General features: G+C 53.9%; 16 protein-coding genes. 6 read left to right on the top strand and 10 right to left on the bottom strand.

Annotated features, from left to right (window positions below; all coding sequences use genetic code 11):
* Window positions 1-9: 9 nt before the first annotated feature.
* From ASQ50_RS08960 to ASQ50_RS08950, 3 genes are read right to left on the bottom strand one after another with little or no spacing between them, the layout of a single operon-like run.
* A complete protein-coding gene (locus tag ASQ50_RS08960) occupies window positions 10-912 on the bottom strand; it encodes an alpha/beta fold hydrolase (RefSeq protein WP_014422286.1) in 903 nt (300 codons plus the stop codon).
* On the bottom strand, window positions 902-1,393 hold the full coding sequence (locus ASQ50_RS08955) for a PaaI family thioesterase (protein ID WP_014422287.1): 492 nt from the start codon (window positions 1,391-1,393) through the stop codon (window positions 902-904). The genes ASQ50_RS08960 and ASQ50_RS08955 overlap by 11 nt, the downstream gene beginning before the upstream one ends.
* Window positions 1,390-1,875, bottom strand: a complete 486-nt coding sequence (locus tag ASQ50_RS08950; protein WP_014422288.1) for a PaaI family thioesterase — start codon at window positions 1,873-1,875, stop codon at window positions 1,390-1,392. The genes ASQ50_RS08955 and ASQ50_RS08950 overlap by 4 nt, the downstream gene beginning before the upstream one ends.
* A gap of 258 nt (window positions 1,876-2,133) precedes the next feature.
* Between ASQ50_RS08950 and ASQ50_RS08945 the strand changes: the two genes are divergently transcribed.
* Window positions 2,134-2,748: a TetR/AcrR family transcriptional regulator gene (locus ASQ50_RS08945; protein WP_014422289.1), complete on the top strand. Its 615-nt coding sequence runs from the start codon at window positions 2,134-2,136 to the stop codon at window positions 2,746-2,748.
* Window positions 2,749-2,793: 45 nt separating this feature from the next.
* On the opposite strand, the gene ASQ50_RS08940 is transcribed toward ASQ50_RS08945, so the two are convergent.
* Window positions 2,794-3,861 carry an AraC family transcriptional regulator gene (locus tag ASQ50_RS08940; protein WP_014422290.1) on the bottom strand — a complete coding sequence of 356 codons (1,068 nt, stop codon included), beginning with the start codon at window positions 3,859-3,861 and terminating at the stop codon, window positions 2,794-2,796.
* A 129-nt stretch (window positions 3,862-3,990) separates the two neighbouring features.
* Here ASQ50_RS08940 and ASQ50_RS08935 point away from each other — a divergent pair, with 129 nt between their 5' ends.
* The 5 genes from ASQ50_RS08935 (at window position 3,991) to ASQ50_RS08915 (ending at window position 10,044) form a co-directional block, all read left to right on the top strand.
* Window positions 3,991-4,311, top strand: a complete 321-nt coding sequence (locus ASQ50_RS08935; protein WP_008170311.1) for a 2Fe-2S iron-sulfur cluster-binding protein — start codon at window positions 3,991-3,993, stop codon at window positions 4,309-4,311.
* A gap of 14 nt (window positions 4,312-4,325) precedes the next feature.
* Window positions 4,326-5,750 carry a cytochrome P450 gene (locus tag ASQ50_RS08930; RefSeq protein WP_058091241.1) on the top strand — a complete coding sequence of 475 codons (1,425 nt, stop codon included), beginning with the start codon at window positions 4,326-4,328 and terminating at the stop codon, window positions 5,748-5,750.
* 5 nt (window positions 5,751-5,755) lie between these two features.
* Window positions 5,756-7,393 (top strand): GMC family oxidoreductase, encoded by a 1,638-nt coding sequence (locus ASQ50_RS08925; RefSeq protein WP_058091242.1) that lies wholly within the window; start codon window positions 5,756-5,758, stop codon window positions 7,391-7,393.
* Between the two features lie 88 nt (window positions 7,394-7,481).
* Window positions 7,482-8,732, top strand: coding sequence for an NAD(P)/FAD-dependent oxidoreductase (locus ASQ50_RS08920; protein WP_041654915.1), 1,251 nt, complete (start codon window positions 7,482-7,484; stop codon window positions 8,730-8,732).
* 286 nt (window positions 8,733-9,018) lie between these two features.
* A complete protein-coding gene (locus ASQ50_RS08915; protein ID WP_008170306.1) occupies window positions 9,019-10,044 on the top strand; it encodes an IS110 family transposase in 1,026 nt (341 codons plus the stop codon).
* 898 nt (window positions 10,045-10,942) lie between these two features.
* On the opposite strand, the gene ASQ50_RS08910 is transcribed toward ASQ50_RS08915, so the two are convergent.
* From ASQ50_RS08910 to ASQ50_RS08885, 6 genes are all read right to left on the bottom strand, one after another.
* Window positions 10,943-11,614: an OmpW/AlkL family protein gene (locus tag ASQ50_RS08910; protein ID WP_058091243.1), complete on the bottom strand. Its 672-nt coding sequence runs from the start codon at window positions 11,612-11,614 to the stop codon at window positions 10,943-10,945.
* Between the two features lie 84 nt (window positions 11,615-11,698).
* The gene (locus ASQ50_RS08905; RefSeq protein WP_412535742.1) at window positions 11,699-13,321 is read right to left on the bottom strand and encodes a long-chain fatty acid--CoA ligase; all 1,623 of its coding nucleotides are present in this window, start codon (window positions 13,319-13,321) and stop codon (window positions 11,699-11,701) included.
* A 100-nt stretch (window positions 13,322-13,421) separates the two neighbouring features.
* A complete protein-coding gene (locus ASQ50_RS08900) occupies window positions 13,422-15,020 on the bottom strand; it encodes a GMC family oxidoreductase (RefSeq protein ID WP_058091244.1) in 1,599 nt (532 codons plus the stop codon).
* Between the two features lie 27 nt (window positions 15,021-15,047).
* Window positions 15,048-16,502, bottom strand: coding sequence for an aldehyde dehydrogenase family protein (locus tag ASQ50_RS08895; RefSeq protein WP_058091245.1), 1,455 nt, complete (start codon window positions 16,500-16,502; stop codon window positions 15,048-15,050).
* Between the two features lie 51 nt (window positions 16,503-16,553).
* Entirely contained in the window at window positions 16,554-17,072 is a 519-nt protein-coding gene (locus ASQ50_RS21795; RefSeq protein WP_011783984.1) for a rubredoxin, read from the bottom strand.
* Window positions 17,073-17,209: 137 nt separating this feature from the next.
* Window positions 17,210-18,433: an alkane 1-monooxygenase gene (locus tag ASQ50_RS08885; protein ID WP_197463861.1), complete on the bottom strand. Its 1,224-nt coding sequence runs from the start codon at window positions 18,431-18,433 to the stop codon at window positions 17,210-17,212.
* Between the last annotated feature and the right edge of the window lie 12 nt (window positions 18,434-18,445).

Raw genomic sequence — 18,445 nt, 5'->3', positions numbered from 1 at the left:
GTGTGGGTATCAGTTCTCGCGGTGTCTGGACAAAGCAAGTTGCAGGATGGCATCGCGAACGGCTTCCTTCTGTTCCATGGGCAGAAAATGAGTCGTACCCTCAAGAACCCTCACGTCAGCCGAGGGCAACAAGGTCTGCAGACGTTTTTGCGCCGCCGGCGAGAAGGTTGACCCGCGTTCCGCCGCCAGCGCGATAACCGGGCACCGCAACTGACGAATACCGGGCCAGGGGTTGTGTTCGGTATGGGCAAAGGTGGTGCTCTCCCACTCCGGCGCACACGCCAGGCGAACTTGATCGTCCTGCGGCAGAAAAGCGTGTTGGATGTAGGCCTCCAGCCATGCATCGGGCCAGGTCTTGAAGCCACCGCGGCCCCGATAGTTGTCCAGCGCAGCAGCGTGCGAGTCGAATACCCGGCGCCGACGTGCGGCTCCGGCGGCCAGTGACAACCGATGTGACTGGCGTAGCAGCTTGGCCAGCCACAACTTCAGGCCCTGCCCCGGATCCATGATCACCGGTTCCGCCAGAATCAGGCCCAGCACTTTGTCTGGCCGTCGGGCAGCGGCCATGATGCTGGTGGTGGCACCGATAGAATGGCCGGCGAGCCAGACCGGCTCGTCCAGGCTACCCAGCAGAGCGGTCATGTCGCGATAGTAGGTTTCCCAGCCCCGGAATGTCGAAAAGTTCGCCGCACCGGCGCTGGCCCCGTGCCCCCGCATGTCCCAGGCCAGGACATTGACGTCCGTGGCAAGCCCATCAAGGAGGGGGCGGTACAGGCGGCCATGGAAACCCGTTGCATGCGCCCAGTGCACCGTGGGGCGCGCTTTGGATTGCGGCCAGCGCCACAGTGCGATCTCCGCGCCATCCGGCGCCTGGAATTGGTCGCGTTCAGGGTTGTTGTGCTTATTGTTCATGAAGATCTGCTTCTTTGGCCGCCACTGTCGGGAGCAACAACTGAACCTGACCGCTGGCGATCGGTTTGCGCTTATCGCCCTGCCAGCAGGTCACCCGGACCAGGCTGCTCCGCCTGCCTTGTCGAACAATTTCGGCGCTGGCGAACGTCGATCGGGCCTGCGCGGAACGGAGGTAGTTAATGTGGCTGTCGAGAATGCGTGGGCAACGTTTGTCGGTATCCTGGCTTTGCGCAGCGACCCGCGCGGTGAGTTCGATCAGGGCGCCAAGCACGCCGCCATGGAGGGCGGGTAGCATAAAGTTGCCAATGAGCGCTTCACGACACGGCATATGAACCACTAGACCTACATCGTCGCGTTGAACCTCAAGCCCAAGGTGCCGTGCGTAGGGAATGCGCTCCAGCAGAGCCTGCCAGTCGGAACATTCTTTCCCGCTTTCGGTAGGGCCTGAGATGGGTTGTGCCGAATCGCCAGTCGTGCTCATGCGCCCTCCTTTTTTCGTCCACCGGCCTGGAATCGCTGGCCCTGGGTGTTGCGCATGAAGGTGGCGTTTGCCGTCGCTAACAGTGCACTATCGCTCTCGCTGAGGATGTCGCAATGGATGAACGCGACCTCGTCCGTTAAATGACGACAGGTGGCCACCGCCAAGAGGGCACGGTCGCCGATGGCGGGCCGCAGATAATCCATGCGCAGATCCAGCGTGGCAATGGGCATCAACTCCAGGGCCCCCGCGAATACCGCCAAGCCTCCGGCGGAGTCGGCCAGCGAGTAGAGCACGCTGGTGCAGATTTCTTTTGTATCCTCTTCGGCGAACATCCACGGCTGTGGGGTCAGGCGCATGCAGACCTGGTTTCCGTTCACAGAGACAACCTGCATACCCAGATCCCTGCCGTGGGGAACCTGTTCGGTGAACTGCCACGCCGTCGTCACAGCGTCACTGTGCTGAGCTCTGTTCGACTCCGTCATCAGATCTGCCCACCCCGGTTTGCATTTCGCACAGGGGCGGAAGTGGCGGGAAACAGCTGATTGTCATATGTCATTGCCATGTCAGTTTCTTCCGAATAACATTGTTGCTGGATTTTGGTTGGTTAACCAACCAAAAGTCAAGAATCTGTTGAGGCAAATGGCACGCCACCCGTGCAATGGCGTACGATCAGTGTAACAAGTCAGGTGGTGGCCGCTCTGATGAATAACGAACTGGCTTGCTGAGGAGATACTTAAGCGATGGTTAACAGACAGATGGCTCCTCCAAGCAAACTGGGCGACCAGGGCGACGTTTTGTCTAACGCAGCCAGGCTTTTTCGTGAGAAAGGCTTTGAAAGGACGTCGCTCAAGGAGATTGCCGAGGCCTGCAATATGCTGCCCGGAAGTCTGTATTATCGTTACAACAGCAAGGAAGCGCTGCTTGTCGAGCTGATGCGCCGGGGGGTGGACCTGGTTACCGCAGAGGTCGAGTCGGCTTACGCCAGTTCGGATGACCCGGTTGAGCGTTTACGTCTTTGTATCAACGCGCATCTGCGAGCCCTGTTGGTCGATTCGGACGCGGTTTACGTGCTGCTGTTTGAATGGCGGGCGCTGGGCCCGGAGGCTCGCGAGGAAATCATCGAACTGCGTGACCAGTACGAGTCCCTGTGGGCCGGTATCCTCGAAACAATGATTGCGCAGGGCGTGGTCCGCAAGAATATTGATGGCCGCCTGCTTCGCCTGATCGGCCTTGGGGCGCTCAACTGGGTTGCAACCTGGTTCGACCCGAACGGGGCTCATTCACTCGACACCATTGGCGACTTGATCTGGCAGATCGCTATGGACGGTGTGATCAATAAAGGGGGGCAGGCATAGGTTCTGGCTTCACAAACGCAAGCAAGTAGCCTCTGTTTATGATCGCTAATCATGCGGATGCACGGTTTGTGATCTGACATTTTGCCTGAACTGCTCAGGCGACTGGTCAAACCAGCGCTTGAAGGCGCGTCTGAAATTGGCACTGTCGTGATAGTTCATCAACGCGGCAATGGCCTCGATTGACAGCTGGCTGTCACGCAAGTAGGTCGCTGTCTGCTGGGACAGAATCTCGTCGCGAACTTTCCGAAAACCGCTGCGTTCCTGTTTGAGTTTGCGTGCCAGGGTGCGTTTGCTCATGAACAACGAGGCTGCTGCTTCGTCTTCACTGAGCGTTCCGGGCGGTCGGGACAACATCATCATCTTCAGCTGGGTCTGATAGCTCGGTTTATCCGACTGAAGTTGCGCAAGCATCGATTCACACTGTTGCAAGGCCAGACGATAGTTTTCGTGATTGGCGGAGGCATTCGGTTCCTGACACAACGACATCGGCAACGTAAGTTTTAACTGGTCGCAATCAAAGCGAATCTGCCCGGGCAAAAAATCGGCATACATTGCCTGATACGGGGGTTCAGGATGAGCGAAGCATATTTCAGCCTCATGCAAAGGGCGACCAATTATAAACTCGCCAAATTCAAAAAGGGCCTTAACCATCGCATCCGACAGGCACCGCTGTATGTCATCGTCCAGCGACTCCTGGTAGTCCAGAATACATTCCAGGCGCTCGTTGACTTGCCGCAAATGCAGTTGGATGAAGCTCGCGCGCGTGGGCAGAAAAGTATGAATCGCTTGCAGCGCAGTGAGAAAGTCGGGGCTGCTGTAGGCCACGAATCCCATCGCACCATGGGTTGCCGGGGTCAGTCGCTTGCCTAGCCATAACCCTAATTCCGGCTGGCCGGACAAATCCAGTGCGTTGCGCAGAATCCGCACCTGCTGCGCTGCGGTAAGCAGGCTTTCCTCGCTCAGGAATTGCGTCACACCAAGCCCGGTGCCGAGCAGCAGACGTGGCAGTTGTTTGGCTGTTAAATCGAGCTCACGTGCAATGAGCCGTGAGTAATTCGATGGAATACCGGGACCGGATTTTTGCAAATCACCCGTCTTCTGCGTCGTCATCATCGATCTTCCCCGTCCTAAATGATCGTCATTTTGTCTTTAAATGACCTCAGCTTGTCAAGAAATGACCTGACAGGAGTGTCGTCAGACAGACAATATCTATTACTGAACACTACTGGCAGGAGAACAATAATGGGCAAGATTACTTTTATAGAACATGATCAAACTGAACATGTTGCTGAATTCAAAGCTGGTTCCTCGGTAATGCAAATCGCCGTTGACAATCTGATTCCCGGTATTGACGGGGATTGTGGGGGAGAGTGTGCCTGTGGTACCTGCCACGTGATCGTCTCGGACGATTGGTTCAGAAAGACAGGTACGCCTGGTGGTGAGGAAGAGCAAATGCTGTCAATGACCCCGGAGCGGGCAAGCACTTCGCGCCTGGGCTGCCAGGTGGTCATTACTGATGAAATGGACGGCATGACCGTGCATTTACCCGAGTTCCAGATGTGAACATAGGAGGACGCATGCCAACACTGTCCAAAACATTTGACGACATTCAGTCCCGAGTGATTAATGCTACCTCCAGGGTGGTGCCGATGCACAGGCAGATCCAGGGGCTGAAACTGTTAATGGGCGCCAAGAAGAAGGCCTTCGGCCCACGCCGGCCCGTGCCCGAATTTGTTGAATCAGCCATCCCGGACGTTAACACGCTGGCCCTTGAGGACATCGATGTCAGCAATCCGTTTTTATATCGGCAGGATCAGTGGCGCGCCTATTTCAAACGGTTGCGTGATGAGGCTCCGGTCCATTACCAGAAGAATAGTCCCTTCGGCCCCTTCTGGTCGGTAACTCGCTTTGAAGACATCCTGTTCGTGGATAAGAGTCACGACCTGTTTTCCGCCGAGCCGCAAATCATTCTGGGTGACCCTCCCGAGGGGCTGTCGGTAGAAATGTTCATTGCAATGGATCCGCCAAAACACGATGTGCAGCGCAGCTCGGTGCAGGGCGTGGTGGCGCCGAAGAACCTGAAGGAGATGGAGGGGCTGATCCGATCACGCACCGGCGATGTGCTTGACAGCCTGCCTCTGGACAAGCCCTTTAACTGGGTGCCTGTTGTATCCAAGGAACTCACCGGCCGCATGCTGGCGACCCTTCTGGATTTTCCTTACGAGGAACGTCACAAGCTGGTTGAGTGGTCGGATCGAATGGCCGGTGCAGCATCGGCCACCGGCGGCGAGTACGCTGATGAAGAGATCATGTTTGACGATGCGGCAGACATGGCCTGGTCCTTCTCCAGGCTTTGGCGGGACAAGGAGGCGCGCCGCGCGGCAGGCGAGGAGCCCGGTTTCGATTTGATCAGCCTTTTGCAGAGCAACGATGAAACGAAAGACCTTATCAATCGCCCGATGGAGTTTATCGGTAATTTGACGCTGCTCATCGTTGGCGGCAATGACACCACTCGCAACTCGATGAGTGGTGGCCTGGTGGCCATGAATGAGTTCCCGAAAGAATTCAAAAAACTGAAGGCAAAGCCGGAATTGATTCCGAACATGGTCTCGGAAATCATCCGCTGGCAAACGCCGCTGGCCTATATGCGCCGAATCGCCAAGCAGGATGTTGAGCTGGGTGGCCAGACCATCAAAAAGGGTGATCGCGTTGTGATGTGGTACGCCTCGGGCAACCGGGACGAGCGCAAGTTCGAGAACCCCGATCAGTTCATTATCGATCGCAAGGACGCGCGAAACCATATGTCGTTTGGCTACGGTGTGCACCGTTGCATGGGCAACCGTCTGGCGGAACTGCAACTGCGCATCCTCTGGGAAGAAATTCTCAAACGCTTCGACAACATCGAAGTCGTCGAAGAGCCCAAGCGGGTGCAGTCCAACTTCGTGCGGGGCTATTCGGAGGTGATGGTCAAACTGACGCCGAAAGGCAAAAAAGCCGGCTGATCAGGATGACGACCGAGCAATTTGATTATGTGGTGGTTGGCGCGGGCTCGGCCGGATGTGCCGTCGCCAACCGCCTGTCGCAGAGCGGTCGCTATTCAGTGCTGCTGCTCGAAGCCGGCCCGGAGAGCCGGCGCAACCCTTTCGTGAACATGCCGCTGGGTTTCCTGCAGCTGATGTTCAGCCGCCGTTACAACTGGCAGTTCAATACCGAACCGCAACGGCATATGTACGACCGGGCACTGTTCCAGCCGCGGGGCAAGATGCTCGGTGGTTCCAGCGCCATGAACGCGCAGGTCTACATCCGCGGGCATGCCCGGGACTACGACGAGTGGGCAAGGCTGGGGTGCAACGGGTGGTCATACGCCGAGGTACTGCCCTACTTCCGCCGATCTGAACATTTCGAGCCGAAATGTACGCCGGGTGAGGCAGATTTTCATGGCCAGGGTGGTCCCCTCAATGTGGCCGCGCGCCGCTATACTAATCCGCTGAGCACGGCGTTTGTCGAGGCGGCAACCCAGGCAAAGTACCGGCTCAATACAGATTTCAACGGCAGTGAGCAGGAGGGCGCAGGCTTCTACTACGCCTACCAGAAAGACGGCACACGCTGTAGCAACGCGCGGGCCTATCTCGAACCCGCCACGGCGCGTTCCAACCTGACTGTCCGCAGCAACGCGCAAGTCACCCGGGTGCTACTCGAAGGCACACGCGCCACCGGTGTCGAATACCGCGTTGCAGCAGGGCTGACGCAGGTTCGTGCCGGGCGCGAAGTTGTGCTCTGCGGCGGCGCGTTCAACTCGCCGCAACTGCTGATGCTATCCGGGATCGGTCCACGGGAGGAACTGTCCAGACATGGCATTGACGTGCGCCATGCGCTGGAAGGCATCGGGCAGAATCTGCAGGACCATATCGACGTGTTCGTGCGCGTCAGCGCGCGCAGCCGCCAGGGCATCTCGATGCATCCGAGCTACTGGCTCAAGGGCCTGTGGGCCCTGCTGCAATACCTGAGTGGTCGACGGGGCGTGCTGTCGAGTAACGGCGCCGAGGCCGGCGGATTCATCCGCTCCCGGCCCGAAGAGCCGATACCCGACCTGCAACTGCACTTCGCGCCAATGCTGTACGACGATCACGGGCGGGACCTGAAGACCGCAATGAGCGGTTATGGCTACGCGGTGATGATCTACGGGCTCAGGCCGTCGTCGCGCGGGCGCGTTGGCCTGCACAGTGCCGACCCGTTTGCAGCGCCGCTGATCGACCCCAACTACATGGCGGATTCCGCCGATGTCGAGCGACTGGTGCGCGGGGTATATCTGGTGCGCAAAATCCTGGCGCAGCCTGCCTTTGCACCGCACCACGAGGCTGAGGTCTCGCCCGGGCCGGCGCTGCAGAATGACGACGACCTCGCCGAATGGGTGAGGCGCAGCGGTGAATCGGCTTATCACCCGGTTGGCACCTGCAAGATGGGTGTCGATCCGATGGCAGTGGTCGACCCGCGCCTGCGCGTGCATGGCCTGCAGTGCCTGCGGGTGATCGATGTCTCCATCATGCCGACGCTGGTCGGCGGAAACACCAATCAGCCGGCGACCATAATCGGCGAGAAAGGTGCCGCGATGATACTTGAGGATGCCGGGGAGATGGTCGGCTGAGCTCCGCGCGCGCGGGCGTCACAGGGCTCAGTTGGCATCTGGACTTCTGATCAATCTGATTCCAAAGAACAGTAGAAAGAGACAGGCTATGGCAAACCAACAGAAAGAGACGACAGTCATCGTTGGCGGCGGGCACGCAGCAGGTGCGCTCCTGACAACCTTGCTGCAAAAGAAATATCAACATGAGGTGGTCCTGGTGGGCGAAGAGCCACATCCACCCTATCAGCGGCCGCCCCTGTCCAAGAACTACCTGGCAGGCGAGGTGGATCAGGAGTCGCTGTACCTCAAGCCGCGCTCGGTGTACGAGAACGCCGGCCATCAGTTGCGGCTCGGTGTACGTGCCGAACAAATTGATCGGGACAACAAGACCATCAGTTTGTCGGACCAGAGCACATTGAAATACGATCGACTGGTCCTGGCCACGGGGTCCCACGTTCGACGCCTGAACGCACCCGGGGCTGACTTGAAGGGCATTCATTACCTACATGACATAGCTGACTCGGATGCCCTGCGTGAACAACTGGTTCCGGGGAAACGCTTGGTCATCGTGGGTGGTGGTTACATTGGCCTTGAAGTGGCAGCCAGCGCTACCAAAAAAAGCGTTGATGTCACGGTACTGGAAGCGGCCGAGCGTCTTATGCAGCGTGTAACAGGCCCGGAAATGTCGGAGTTTTTTTACACCAAACACAGTAACGCTGGCGTGGATCTACGCCTGAACACGGCGGTAACCGGTTTCGAAGCTAGCGATCAGGGGCATGTGGCTGGCGTGACATTGGCGAGCGGCGGCACTGTACCGGCCGACATCGTGCTCGTTTCAGTGGGTGTTGTGCCGGAAACCGCGCTGGCTGAGGCCGCCGGCCTGCCCTGTGATGACGGCATTATTGTTGACGAGTTTACCCGCACAGAAGATCCAGCCATCCTGGCGATCGGCGACTGTACCCGCCACCGGAATCTTTTCTTCGAGAAGATGCAGCGCCTTGAATCTGTCGCCAACGCGGTTGATCAGGCCCGGACAGTGGCGGCAACCCTGATGGGCGAGAAGAAACCCTATAATAGCGCTCCATGGTTCTGGTCGAACCAGTATGACGTGCGTCTGCAGATGGTGGGGTTGTCGCAATATCATGATCAGCGTGTGCTGCGCGGAAGCCCGGAAGACAAGGGATTTGCGGTGTTCTATCTCCGCGATGGCTGTGTCATTGCTGTTGATGCGGTCAACCTGCCCATCGCTTTTATGGTCGGCAAGACCCTCGTTCAACAACGCAGGCAGGTCAATCCTGAAATGTTGAAGGATCCGGATATTGAACTGAAGTCCTTGGTGAGCGGTCAGTCCATAAATTGAAATTGACGACCGAGTAGAGCTGTGCCCTTAGTTTGCCCAAAATTGCGAAAGCAATGCACAACTCATACGGCCTATGGATATCATATCCTACGACCGACAGCTTTCAGTGAGCGCAAAGGATGCGTGAGCCACAACCGGCGGAATTTCCCGTAGCCAGACACATTACTGTTGCTCTGGTAAACCGAGAGCACCATAGCGAATGATATGGACTCCCCCTGCTCCCACGGCATCGATGTGCCACATTGAAGGTGTCTGACATCTTCAATCAAAAGCAGGAGGAGTCATCATGAATGTTACAACCATTGGCATCGATCTGGCGAAAACTGTGTTCAGTATTCATGGCACCGATCAACACGGCAAGGTCGTGGTTCGCAAACGACTGAACCGGCCCAAGCTGTTGCCTTATATCGCTCAGCTCCCACCCTGCCTGATTGGCATGGAAGCCTGCTCGGGTGCCCACCATTGGGCTCGGGAAATGACCAAACTCGGCCACGATGTCCGAATCATTGCACCCCGGTTTGTCGCGCCCTATCGCAAGAGCAGCAAGAACGACGACAACGATGCCGAGGCCATCTGTGAGGCAGTAGGTCGGCCGAATATGCGGTTTGTTCCAATCAAGACCGAAGACCAGCAAGCCGTACTGTGCCTGCATCGTATTCGCCGTGGACTGACCAAAGAACGCACCGCGCAGATCAATCAGATTCGTGGGCTGCTGGCCGAGTTCGGACTGATCATTCCCCAGGGCCGTTACGCCGCACGGCGCCGGGTTCCCGAAATCCTGGAGGATGCCGAAAACGACTTACCCATGCTCGCTCGCCGCTTAATCAACAACATCAACCAACGCATTCGACAGCTCGATGAAGAAATCCTGGCTTACGATCGGGAGGTCGAAGCGATGGCCCGGAGCGATGAGCAGGCCAAGCGCCTTATGGCCATACCGGGTATCGGACCACAGACCGCAACAGCCCTGCTGGCCAGTGCGCCTGACCCCAGACAGTTCAAAAGTGGGCGACACTTTGCCGCATGGTTGGGTCTGGTGCCCCGACAATACTCGACCGGTGGCAAGGTGCGACTTGGCCGAATCACCAAGCGCGGGGACAAATACCTGCGAACGCTGCTGATCCATGGCACCCGGGCAGTGATTGCAAAATTACCGGATAAGAATGATCGACTCAGTGACTGGGCCAAAGACCTGGTGGAACGACGTGGATACAAGCGGGCCGCCGTTGCGATGGCGGCCAAGAACGCCCGGATTATATGGGCACTACTCATGAATCAAACCGAGTTTAAGACACAGCCTGTGGAGGGCTAAAACCGAGCACCAACGACAGGCAGAACAAGCCTGCCAGAAGAGTCTTGCAACGGCAAGCGATGACGGAACGGTCAGACCGAGAGTGGGAGAACCTGTTTATTTCTGCGGCTCAGCGAAGCCGACTAACGAATAAGGTCCCCGCTCACACGCATCATCATCCTGGCCCGGGCAAAAACGCCCACAAAGAGGCCGAATGTAGAGCCGCAGTCTCAAACCGCTTCGGATTCAAATGGCGTTGCTTGACCGCAGGGGGAGTCCATGTAGGTGAAATAATTCTCTATATGTCCCACTAATAACCTCACCTTGCAATTACCGACGAAAATATGAACTTGATTTTACCCACAAAGAAAAAGCGAAGTCTCTATCGGCCATTATGGGTAGAGGTTCCGATCACTCAATCCTTCATAAGCAACATCGCCCATTCGGTGTCGACCTCTTGTTTTGGTTCATCTGAGCATATGCTTTTTCATGCGGATGGGTGGTGGCAGCCAAGACAGGGCTTTTCAGACTGCAAGCTTCAAGCGGTGTGTAAATCAAACACAGTAAGATTCCGGCTTATTGATGGTGGACATCAAGAACCGATAGTTACGAGCGGTATTAATGTTAAGACACTTGCTCGATTAAATGAAACTTGCGGGACTACTGAAAAGGTTTTCTATAGTAAGGACGTGCCGGTCCTGATGGCTATATACTACTCGACTAAACGATACGAGACCTTTAAATGATGCATAAGGCTGGGGCTATATACCTAAGGAAGATCTGAATAACCGCTGGTTTTTGCCCCTTTTCCGCAATCTTGGCGGAAAAGGGGCGCATTGGTCTTACGCTGCAGGTTTTTTATCAATCAGCAGGTTGCTGAAAGCGACCAGCAAATGCAGACGGTTGGTATACTTGGCATTTAAAAGCGATATGCAACACCGATGCTCACGATAGTGGGGTCCACTTCCACTTTTGCCTGAACAGGGGCCGGGCCCAGGTTACCGGTGATATCCGCCTCGAAGGGTGCATATCTAACGTCAAAATTTGCCGACCAGTTATTGTGTATCCTCCAGCGAAAACCAGCCTGAACCGCAGGGGCCCATGTATCTTCGACGTCGAAGTCGGTTAGTGCGCGATCCTTCTCATCTAAAAAGAGAATCCGTCCTACACCCGCTCCAAAGTACGGAGAGAAGTTGCTACCCGTCAAAACATGATACTGAAGCGAAAGAATTACCGGACCATAATCTGTTTGACCAAGAAAAAGACCGGAGAGAGACTCTTCGCCCTGGAGGTCCGCACTAGCGGGAATGCCGCCAAAAATGTTAAATGCCAGCTGATTACTCAGAAAATACGACACGTCGAATGATACGGTCGTATCGTTGTTAATAGACAGGTTGGAATTTGGAACGGGGGCACTCCCCACAGAGGCTGATCGCAAATCTTCATCGGTTAGAACTCTAGTGGCATTCAGCCCAACCACCCAGTCGCCTCTACTGTAAACCGGCTCAGATTGAGCGTTGGCCAGGCTCGCAGCAAGTGAAAGTAAAAGGAACGCCACTAACGAGACTTTACTAATTATTTTAGGTTTCATTTTTTATTATCCTTTTTGGTATTAAAACAAATTGGCTTTAGGTAAAACTGCAATTTTTCGTAACACAAATGCCACTCATTGAAGCTAGCTTGCCGGTTTATTGACTAATACTTCCCCATACTCAGAACGCAGCTTGTTTTTTAATACTTTCCCAGTGGCATTGCGTGGCAATCCTTCCACAAAGATCGCGCGATCCGGGATCTGCCACTTGGCGACTTTCCCTTGATAATGAGCAAGAAGTTCCTCCTCAGTAATATTTGCGTCGGGTATTTTTACTGCCAACAGGATCGGTCGTTCGTCCCATTTATCATGGGAGGCCGCCACTACGGCAGCTTCATTGATGGCAGAATGGCCCATTGCGATTCCCTCCAATTCGACTGTAGATATCCATTCACCACCAGATTTAATAATATCTTTTGAGCGGTCACGTATTGTCATAAATCCATCATCATTGATCGAAGCAACATCACCTGTCTCGAACCAACCGTCTTCCTCAAGAGTCTGATTTGGTTCAACACCGAAGTAATCGGCTACCACCCAATGACCACGGATGCGGAGATTTCCCTGAGCAATGCCATCTTCGGGCAGTTGATGACCGTCTTCTCCTACAATTTTGAGCTGCACCCCGTAGGGAGGCCGTCCCTGGCTTTCACGGATTTTGTTTCTTCCTTCCTCCGAAAGAGTATTGTGTTTCGACAGCAGTGCGTTGACGGTCCCGATCGGTGATGTTTCTGTCATTCCCCATGCATGGACAACTTCTACGCCATACTTACCACGAAACTCCGACATCATTGAGGGCGGACAAGCGCTACCCCCTATCACCGTCCGTTTAAGCGACTGTGCCGAGGAGCCAAGCTCGTCCAAAGCCGAGAGAAGTCCCTGCCAAATCGTAGGCACACCCAGCGCAATCGTTACGCTTTCTGAATCGATCAGCTTGACCAAACTTTGCCCATCCAGGCCAGGACCAGGCAACACCAGTTTGGCTCCAACCATCGCCGTAATGTAGGGTACCCCCCACGCATTTACGTGAAACATAGGAACAACCGGCATCACCACGTCCCGTGCCGATAAATTCAGTGCGTCGGGTTGAGCAGCTACCAGCGCGTGCAGAACGGTGGAGCGGTGTGAATAGAGCACCCCTTTGGGATTTCCGGTGGTGCCCGATGTATAGCAGAGGCTTGAGGCCTGGTTTTCGGCGATTTCAGGCCAATTCGCGTTAGGCGTTCCTCGCTGGAGAAACTCTTCATAAAACAACAAGCCTGGAAATTGCGCTGCAATTTCTTCGTCCGGTTCGGACATCAATACAAATTTCTCAACCGTCTCCAGTCGGTCTCGGATATTTGAAACAATGGTAAGGAACGTTTTGTCAAAGAATATGACTTTGTCTTGAGCATTGTTGATAACGTAAACGAGTTGTTCTGGAAACAGTCGCGGGTTAATGGTGTGACACACCATCCCGCCACCAGAGATGCCAAGGTAACATTCCAGGTGCCCCACGTTATTCCAACAAATGGTCGCGCACCGATCCCCCTGGACATAGCCTGCCGTTCGAAGCGCTGACGCAAGTTGTCGCGACCGCTCCGAAACAGTTGCCCAGTCAGATCGACTGGGATTTCCATCCGTTCCTATCGACACAATCTCAGCGTCTCCATGGTAGCGAGCAGCATGGTCGATCAAGGAATTCACGGTGAGCTCCATGTTCATCATTTGGCCAAGCACGTTTATCTCCTGTCGTTTTTGTAGTTGGTTGACGCGAGTATCTGGCGTCATTAAGGTCCAATGTAGAAGGCATAATCCGGGTTTGAACCTAAACATTTCCCAAGAGGATGTCGGCTGCATTTTCGGCAATCATCATGGTGGGTGCGTTGGTGTTACCGGCAACCAAACTGGGCATTATCGAGGCATCGACAACTCTTAGCCCTTCAATCCCTCTGACTTTTAATTCCGGATCAACGACTGAATCCGGATCCGCGCCCATACGACAAGTGCCAACGGGGTGGTAAATAGTCTCTGCATTTTCCCGGATAAAGTCCGCAATCTGACCGTCCGAAGACACCGAGTTTCCGGGCTTAATTTCTCGTTTACTATGTAAAGCCATTGTTGGTGCCCCGAGTATCCGTCGTCCAAATTTAACGGCCGAGATCATTGTTTTGATGTCTTCGGGGTTACTGAGATAATTGGGTTGAATCAACGGGTCGGCCAATGGGTCAGGGCTTTTGAGACCTATAAAACCGCGGCTTCTGGGCATTAGATCGCAAATATGCAAGGTGTACCCATACCCGGCCATCACTTTTCGTCCATGATCCTTCAGGTAAGTTGGCAAAAAGTGGAATTGCACATTTGGCCGTTCGCACGAGCGCTCGGATTTAACAAAGCCTCCGGACTCGGCAACATTACTGGTAAGAAATCCACGTCGCGCAAAGATATATGAGAATAATGCGCTCACGCCCCGAAACAGGAAACTGGGAGCAACGCCAATGGGCAAACGTGAGTTCGCCGCGTGCATGATCGTAATATCCAAATGATCAACCAGATTCTGGCCGACCTCAGGGAGATGATGCACAAGGGGGATCCCGTGTTTTCCAAGCTCTTCGCTATCACCGATTCCCGAAAGCATAAGTAGTTGTGGTGAATTAACCGCACCACCAGACAATATGACTTCACCGCCGTTATTGAGTCTAAGCTGGCGATATTCGCCCCCCTGGTTCAGTGTCACGCCGACTGCCCGCTTACCGTCCATTACCACCCGGGTTACCCGCGCGTCCGTTAGCACATCAAGATTAGGCCGGTTCTCCGCGACACGCAGAAATGCCTGCGCTGAACTCCAACGGCGACCATTTTTTTGTGTCACCTGGTAGAGTCCCAATCCCTCTTGCGTCTCTCCATTAAAGTCCGTGTTTATCGGGAGCTCTACATGAGGTGCCGCTCGAACAAAATCTCGACTCAACGGATTGACTGATTTGAGTTCACTTACGGTGAGCTCACCGCCCTCCCCATGGTAAGAATCTGCGCCAAAACGTTTATTATCTTCCAGTCGACGAAACAATTTTAAAGCGCGATCCCATCCCCAGAGGTCTGTCCCGGCAACTTGACCCCAGTGGTCATAATCGGCTTTGTGACCTCTGATATAGACCATGGCGTTGATAGAAGAGGACCCGCCAAGTGTTTTCCCACGAGGCCAAAACAGGCGGCGCTCCTTTAGATGTTCTTGAGGTTCGGTTTCAAGAGCCCAATTCAGCTTTTTACTATTGGAAAGGAGTGCTATACCTATAGGCATATGTATGAGTGGATTTTTATCCTTTGGGCCCGCTTCTAGCAACGCTACTCGCTTTGAAGAGTCCGCCGTAAGCCGATTGGCCAATACACAGCCCGCCGATCCCGCACCGACAATAATGTAATCGTACATAATAACTCTCTTATTATTTGATTATGCTCAGCCCAGAATACGAACAGCAGCCTCTATAAGACGCCGGACCCAGGCTGTATAGGGTGGAAAAAGAAGATGCATAAGAGAATGTTTATCCTCCATCAACGCCTTTTCATGCGAAAAAGCGCGGAAACCGTATTCACCGTGTGCCGCCCCTATCCCGGAATTATTAACTCCACCAAACGGCAGACCCGGATGTAGAAAATGCACAACTGTAAGGTTGACTCCTACAGCGCCGGAGCTCGTTCGCTCGATAATATCCGTGGCAAAAGACTCGTTTTTGTCGAATATGTAAAGCGCAAGCGGTTTAGGGTTATCGTTGATTTTCTTGATAACCAGATCAATATCGTCGAATTCAATAACGGGTAAGATCGGGCCGAATAACTCCTCACGTGAAATATCCATGTCGCTGGATACATTTGAAATCAACGTCGGAGCAATAAAATTCTCTTCAGCATCTGTAACACCGCCCTCAAAGACTCTTGCACCTTTGTTTTTGGCATCATCTATCAGGTTTGAAACTCGCTGGAAATGACGTCGATTTACAATCCGGCAATAGTCGGCGGTCGATTTCTGGGCTTCTGGTGTTTTTCCATAGACTCGCCCAATTTCCGTTTTAAGTGCTTCATTGAATTGATCTGCGATATTAACGTGCACAAAAACATGATCTGGGGCGATACAGGTCTGTCCATTATTGGCAAACTTACCCCAGACAATGTTTCTTGCAGCCCTCTTTATGTTGGCATCTGGGCCAACAATGGTCGGGGACTTACCCCCCAATTCCAGCGTCACTGAGGAAAGGTTCGTGGCGGCAGCCTCCATGACCACCTTGCCTACCGCAGGACTGCCCGTGAAGAATATGTGGTCGAAGGGTAAGGCCAACAGTTTCTGCGCTACCGCGGCATCACCCTCAATCACGGAAACCAGATCGGGAGGGAAGGTTTCGGCGACAATGTTGGCAATCACCTTTGAGGTATGTGGTGTCATTTCCGAGGGTTTAATGATGGCTCCGTTCCCTGCAGCCAACGCTGAGACGAGAGGCCCGAGCGCAAGATTGAGCGGATAATTCCACGGTGCAATAATCAGGCACACTCCCTTTGGTTCTGGCCGAACATAAGATTTCGTGCCCAGAACACCAACGGATGCAGCCACTCGCTTCGGACGCATCCATTTACGCAAGTGTTTTTTAGTGTGTCGAATTTCCTGAAGCACCGGCAGGAGTTCAGTTAATTTGACTTCTGGAGCGGGTTTTCGAAAGTCCGCCGCGCAAGCCGCAATGATGTTTGATTCGTGGCGTTTAATTGAATCCCGCAGCTGGTCGAGCTGCGCTATTCGAGCCTCCAAGGTAAAGCTTCCGCGACGCGCAAGTTGTGCCCGCTGTAGGGCCGCGAACGTTGAATCAATCGTATCGCTGGTTGACACATTGGTCACCCCAACCTCCGCCAGACTAGCAATCTGCATTATAAAATCACCTCTTGCCGAACGAGACTGTTGTTATTTTCAATCGGATTACTAGTCTTCATAGAGGACATAGTCCTCTTTTGTGGCACCACAGTCCGGACAGCACCAATCGTCTGGAATATCTTCAAAACGAGTGCCGGCAGGGAAGCCTTCGGCTTCATCTCCGAGAGCTTCATCGTAGATATGGCCGCAAGTGATGCAGACCCACTTCCGATAGGTATCTTTTTGAGTCGAGTCTTTCGGCGATTTTGAAGAGTTAGGCTTGGGTTTCGCTTTGGGCTTTGTTTTATTTTTAGCTGAAGGAGTAGATGCGCCCGTTGCTTTCTGCGATGCTCCCTCGGTCTTAGCTTGGCTGGCAGGGCGGACCGCTGTATTGGTTGCGGACACCGAAAGTTCCGGGTTCGCTTCTTGAAGCGCAACGAAGTCAACCTTATCCCTGACGGCACAGTCTGGACAGGACCAGTCTTCAGGAATTTTTTCCCATGTCGTTCCTGCAGGAAAGCCTTCGTGCGGATCACCAACCACTTCGTCGTATACATAACCACAATCAGGGCATTGATATTTAGCCATCTAGAGCACCTTTCAAACGATATTATTGTCTTTGTTTTGGTAGCGCCCGACGCGCACCCTCTTTCAGGTGCACGTCAGAGGCTCTTTTTCTGCAACGTAAATAAAGTAAACGAGGTATATAAGTTCCGATTAGCCGATCATTTAGCCGCGGCGGTATCGACTGATTCAGAATCAGTCCCACCAAATTTACGCTCATAGAATTCACGCTTGCCGGGTTGAATCTGAATCTTATCGAGATCTCCTTTAGCCCAATCCAGCACCCGGTGGTCCATTATCGAACGAAACCATGAGGGAAACATTGCGGCCAGGAACATCCCGGGATATCCCGATGGTAAGGAAGGCAGGTCTTTGAAGTCGCGAAGCGATTGATAGGACCTTGTAGGATGGGCGTGATGGTCGGAATGTCGTTGCAAATGAAACAGAATCAGGTTCGACATAATATGGTTTGAGTTCCATGAGTGGTGCGGTTGTTGACGCTCATAACGTCCATCCGACATCTTCTCGCGCAGCAATCCGTAATGCTCAATGTAGTTGGCGCTGGTCAGCTGCCACCAGCCAAAGGCCATTTGAATGGGCAAAAAGATCAGCATTAACGGGCCAAAAAACGCCAGCAATCCCGCATAAAGCACAGCGGTCAAAATCATAGGCTGAAGAACTTCGTTCTCCAGGCTCCAGACACTTTTTCCACAACGACTGAGGCGCTGTTCCTCTAAATCCCATGCCCGCTTGAAAGCACCGGGAATTTCACGCAGTGAGAATGAGTAAATGGACTCACCCATGCGGGATGTCGCCGGGTCCATCGGCGTAGCCACATCACGGTGATGCCCCTTATTGTGCTCAATGAAGAAATGACCATATCCGACCACGGCGAGGACAAGCTTCGCCATCCAACGGTCAAACGTTTCTTTTTTATGGCCAAGTTCGTGGCCTGTGTTCAGAGCCAGGCCATTCACGATTCCCAGGGAAAGGGCCAATGCCAGAAACTCGAAAACACTCATTGGTTGCGTGGATACCCACCAGGCACTGACAATCAAGGCGGCATAGTGAATAGGAACCGTCAAGTAGGTCAGTACCCGATAGTAACGATCCTGTTCAAGCCGAGGCACAGCCGACTCAGGGGGGTTTGAAAAATCCTCTCCAAACATGGCATCAATCAAGGGAACTGCGCCATACCAAAGGATCAACACCAATCCGTACCAAATGCTCCATCCAGTCTGGGATACCAAATAAAGGCCAATAAGAGGCGTCGCTGGCCACAGCACAGAAAGGACCCACAGGTGGCGTTTTCTGTCCACATAACCTTCGGCATCAGGGTCTCTCTGAAGAGACTCTGTTGTTAAGACATTTTCTGACATTGACATTAGGATCACCTT

Origin of the sequence: Marinobacter sp. LQ44 (assembly GCF_001447155.2) — a bacterium.
Classification (GTDB): domain Bacteria; phylum Pseudomonadota; class Gammaproteobacteria; order Pseudomonadales; family Oleiphilaceae; genus Marinobacter.
The sequence above is the reverse complement of the archived record's forward strand: the minus strand, read 5'-3'. Positions and strand labels throughout refer to the sequence as shown.